Annotated in this window: 5 protein-coding genes; 1 reads left to right on the top strand and 4 read right to left on the bottom strand. The window is 43.6% G+C overall.

The features are described 5' to 3' along the window. Window positions 1-279: 279 nt before the first annotated feature. Window positions 280-624, bottom strand: coding sequence for a barstar family protein (locus FYJ85_RS22690; RefSeq protein ID WP_206213424.1), 345 nt, complete (start codon window positions 622-624; stop codon window positions 280-282). Between the two features lies 1 nt (window position 625). Beyond that, window positions 626-1,918 (bottom strand): RHS repeat-associated core domain-containing protein, encoded by a 1,293-nt coding sequence (locus FYJ85_RS22685; RefSeq protein ID WP_206213423.1) that lies wholly within the window; start codon window positions 1,916-1,918, stop codon window positions 626-628. Window positions 1,919-2,056: 138 nt separating this feature from the next. Here FYJ85_RS22685 and FYJ85_RS22680 point away from each other — a divergent pair, with 138 nt between their 5' ends. Continuing rightward, complete coding sequence (locus FYJ85_RS22680) at window positions 2,057-2,452, top strand: hypothetical protein (RefSeq protein ID WP_106052162.1); 396 nt, start codon at window positions 2,057-2,059, stop codon at window positions 2,450-2,452. A 154-nt stretch (window positions 2,453-2,606) separates the two neighbouring features. Here the strand turns inward: FYJ85_RS22680 and FYJ85_RS22675 are convergent, their stop codons facing one another. Together FYJ85_RS22675 and FYJ85_RS22670 are read right to left on the bottom strand one after the other, a co-directional pair. Beyond that, window positions 2,607-3,089 (bottom strand): hypothetical protein, encoded by a 483-nt coding sequence (locus FYJ85_RS22675; RefSeq protein WP_154420960.1) that lies wholly within the window; start codon window positions 3,087-3,089, stop codon window positions 2,607-2,609. A 63-nt stretch (window positions 3,090-3,152) separates the two neighbouring features. After that, on the bottom strand, window positions 3,153-4,141 hold a 989-nt coding region (locus FYJ85_RS22670; protein ID WP_206213422.1), incomplete at its 5' end, for an RHS repeat-associated core domain-containing protein.

The raw sequence follows: 4,141 nt of genomic DNA, 5'->3' as shown, positions 1-4,141 counted from the left end.
GCGAATCCGCCTCGCGGGTCAACTGGTACAGGTCGTCGTACTCAAACGCAAGCACCCGGTTCGCACGGTTCACCCCGGTTTCGATCACCGCTGTGCGGATTCCCGCCGCGTCAAGCGTGTACTGCGCTGTGTACTGGCTGGCCGCTCTGACTATTGGAGGGGCAGTCGCCCGCACCTGCTTCAGACCAGGTTCTGTTCAATACAGCGGCCAACAAATCATCCATCATATCGCAAAGACTGAGCCCATTTACCTTTTTAATCACGGCAACCCGTTCTCCCTTATATTCTCATCCATCTATCTTTCAACTCACTATGTATGAATACCTTTTCTACCTTTATTTCTGGACTTTCCAATATCTCTTTCAGTATAGAACAATCTTTATTCTCTGCTGGCAAACTATAAAGTACTAAACAACATCTTCTCTTATCCATATCGTCCCAATCCAAATCACTTAAGCATTCATCTAACGCATCCCAATTATAACTAAAGTAATCAGGAATGTTAAATGCTTTTTTTAAAGTTTCAAGATATTCTCTCTTGTTCATATCCCCTGCTTGAATAAATCCTAAAAACATGTGCTCCTCAACAATGAGAGAGTTTTCAAAAAAGTGTATTTCTGACATACTATTTCTCCTGTTTCTTAAAAGTATCGTAGTGATCATCAGTATACCACACCGTTCCATTATCTTGATCAATGACAATGCGTTCTTTATTACGTGTCTTCCCTGAATCCTTTAAGGGCCGAGCATCAACATCATATTCCCTATAATTCCCTTGAGGCAGTTTCCCTTCCTTATTCTTGAAAGTTCGTCCTCCCACATACCCTTCGGGCGGTTTCCCATTATTTTCTTTCACATACTCAGCAACCCACCTAGCTTTTTCAGGAATAGACTCACTTTTTATAGTTGATTTTGTTGATTCAACAGCAGTCTTGCTCTGTTCACCCACAGGATTGCTTCTATTACCAACTATGCCTCTAGTTACTCCTATGCTTGTCGCCGCCGTAGATGCTGCTGCCGCTAAACCTTCCGAAGCTCGTCCTGCTCTTTCAAGTGGTTGCAAGTTGCGATTAAAATCTCCCGAGCTGTATGATTTTCCATCATAAGCTTCCACAAAGCCTTTAAATATGGGTAATTGTTCATTGGTAACCATTCCAGTGGCATAAAGAACATTAGAACAGGCGGAATCGCCACCTGTTGCCTCCGCTATATCATAGTGCTGTTTTGCGGAAATAGCGGCATCAATAACCTTCAAAGGAACCGGTTTGGACATTTCAAGTGAATTGACTAGGTTGGAGTGCATGAAATCAGTTATTCCACCAATAAGTGGATTACTAGTTGAGTCGGAAACTTCTCTAACTTTCTGAGCTCCATAGATCATAAATATATGTTCTATTACTGCGAGACTATCTAACCCCAGTGGGTCAATCTTATTGACCGGGCTGTTCATGCAATACAGGTAGTTATTCGGGCCGTCGGGGTAGCCAGAGGGGTCGCGGGTGAGGAAGCGGCCGAGGTCGGGGTCGTAGCAGCGGAAGCCGAAGTAGTCGATTCCAAGCAGTTCGCTGCGTTCTTTCGTGCTGAACTTACGGACGTTTTCGGAGGTTCCGACGGTCGCGGTTTCGATTCCCCAGGCCGTGTAGCAGCTCGTGCTCGTCACCGCGCCGTCGTCATCGGTCAGCGCGCTGGTCGTTCCCGTCGCGTTGTACAGGAAGTATTCACGCCCGGTTCCGTCCGCATTTTCCGTGTAAACCACGTCGCCGATGCCGCCGCCGTAGCCGCCGGCACGCACCAGATAAGTTTTCAAAGAACCCTCGGCGTCATACTCCTGCACCGACACGCCGCCGTCGTAGAGATAACTTACCGTATCGCCGTTTTCCGTCTTTTCAAGCCGACGGTTGTGAAAACCGGGGGACAATATGGCGAAAAATCTCCGAATAGTCAATAATTAATTATTTATTTTTTTACAATATTCTTCTTGTATTTTTCTGTATCAAGAAATAAATTCAATATATATGATATATTAATTAAATAACGTCCAACAAGGAGAATGGTCATGGAATTTGCATTTGCCTGCAGAGAGTCGCTGAATCCGTCGTATATGGTGTGTGTCAGTGCGGAGGGAAAGGCGGCGCGGGCTTGTCTGATGAAGGAGAACCGAATTTTATCGGAAGTATGGCTTTACAATCTGGATTCCGCACCGGAAGCGGGCGAGACAGATGAAACATACAATGAAAACGCAGCGGAGTTCGTCGCGGAGAAGAAGTTTGTCATTCCGAAGTCAAAGGATCAGATCGCCGTTCGATGGTTCCGGCTGAATGGAGCTGTGCTCGCTTCGATTTATATCGACGAGGTCCTGCACGCCACATTGATTTCAAACGAGCTGATCGGCCGCTGTCGCCTTGCAAAGAAAAACGGGCCGCTGGCGAAGGTGCTGAAGCCGCTGGTATGAATCTTACTTCAGAAATATTCTAAAGTAAGACAGGAACATGACATCGTATTTCGATGTCACGCTCCTGAGTCGGCATATCACCGTCGTAAAGGTAACTCACCGTATTGCCATTTTTCGTCTTTTCAATGATCCTCCTGAAATTTTATAACTACATTTATTTATTTTTTTCTTTATCGTTTTTACTATGAATATATGAAAATACACTATCGGCACTAATAGCAGCCGAAAAGCAACCAAAATATTCTTGAAATTCTCGCTTTCTTACTTCATAATATGCTATAAGTTCAGCTTGCTCTTCTAATGTATTTATTTTTGTCAATTTTCGAGTTTTTTTACCTTTGGGAAAGAAATAAATACATCCGCCATATATATTTTTTAAATAAACAAATAACTCTAATAATTTATTTAAGACAGTCGGAGGATTACATAAAGCAATTCGAATACAAAATATCCGACACTTCAGTTGAGTATTCATCTCAACCATGATATCCATCCAGTAGGATTTATTATCAGTAAAAATAAATTGACCATCATATTGGCTATTTTGTTGTAATTTTATATTACTATCTTTTAATATATATTCTATTTCATTATCATCATCAGGCCGGTAATATAAAACTAGCGATTCAATTCCCATACTTCAAACCCTTATCAAAATCAACAACAATAAATTCAATACTCAGTATCATCAAGAAAGACATTACTCATCAATCTCAAATTTTTCATATACAATGTCTTTCCAATTATCCATTCCTCTAGGTCCATTAGGACTTTCCTCATAAGTTCTGATAGGAACTCCTTTTCTTTGAGATGCAACATATCGATGATGACCATCAAGAATGGATATTCCTCCATCAGAATTGGTAGTCACCTGGATGGGTTTTAACTCGACACCTTGATCTATTAATTGTTCATAATATACAACCCTGTCCGGATGTATAGAATCTTGAGTTGGACGCATCGCACTGTGTTCAGTACCTACAATATCTTTTCCTGGCTTCGTGGGTCTATTATTTGCTTTAGTCGTTTCTACCGCTGTTTGTGTAGTATTTTCCTGTGAACTCCCAAGCTTCCCACGTCGCAAATAACTTAAAGCTGCTCCTCCTGCTTGAAATACACCACCTACTCCAACTCGCTTTGATCCTTCTTCCACCGATATGTCACCTTTTGCCATATCTGTGGCAGTCATAACCTGATCATAGATTCCAGCAGTGGCTATATTGGCAGAAGTATCCCAGTAGTACTTCGCGGTGTTAAGTGTTCCTCGCTCCACCGATTGCCCAAGGTTACCAACGGCCTCCACACGCTGAACTTGCTGCGGCTTGCCAGTAATGCTCTCTATAAATTCGGCCTGAGATCGCTGACCTATTTCATATGCGGCACCCACTGTGTCAACTGCATTGGCCCCTGCTTGAACAACTGCTTCTCCCACCCCCACCGCAATATTTTTAGCTCCATGCCCCACCCCTTGATAAAAGCCGGCAGCAACACTGGCATATCCCTCCAGACTTGAAAATGTTGTCCTAATATCATCCCACAATGAACTTTCCAACCCCAAAGGATCAATCTTATTGACCGGGCTGTTCATGCAATACAGGTAGTTATTCGGGCCGTCGGGGTAGCCGGAGGGGTCGCGGGTGAGGAAGCGGCCGAGGTCGGGGTCGTAGCAGCGGAAGCCGAAGTAGTCGA

Origin of the sequence: Victivallis lenta, assembly GCF_009695545.1 — a bacterium.
GTDB classification, from domain to species: Bacteria; Verrucomicrobiota; Lentisphaeria; order Victivallales; family Victivallaceae; genus Victivallis; species Victivallis lenta.
Note: the sequence above shows the minus strand (reverse complement) of the source record. Positions and strands in the feature narration are given on the sequence as shown.

What these genes read in the sequence shown, in the direction of transcription:
- FYJ85_RS22675 (WP_154420960.1), bottom strand. Translation starts at nt 3,089, where the DNA reads ATGGGAATTGAATCGCTAGTTTTATATTACCGGCCTGATGATGATAAT.
- FYJ85_RS22680 (WP_106052162.1), top strand. Translation starts at nt 2,057, where the DNA reads ATGGAATTTGCATTTGCCTGCAGAGAGTCGCTGAATCCGTCGTATATG.
- FYJ85_RS22690 (WP_206213424.1), bottom strand. Translation starts at nt 624, where the DNA reads ATGTCAGAAATACACTTTTTTGAAAACTCTCTCATTGTTGAGGAGCAC.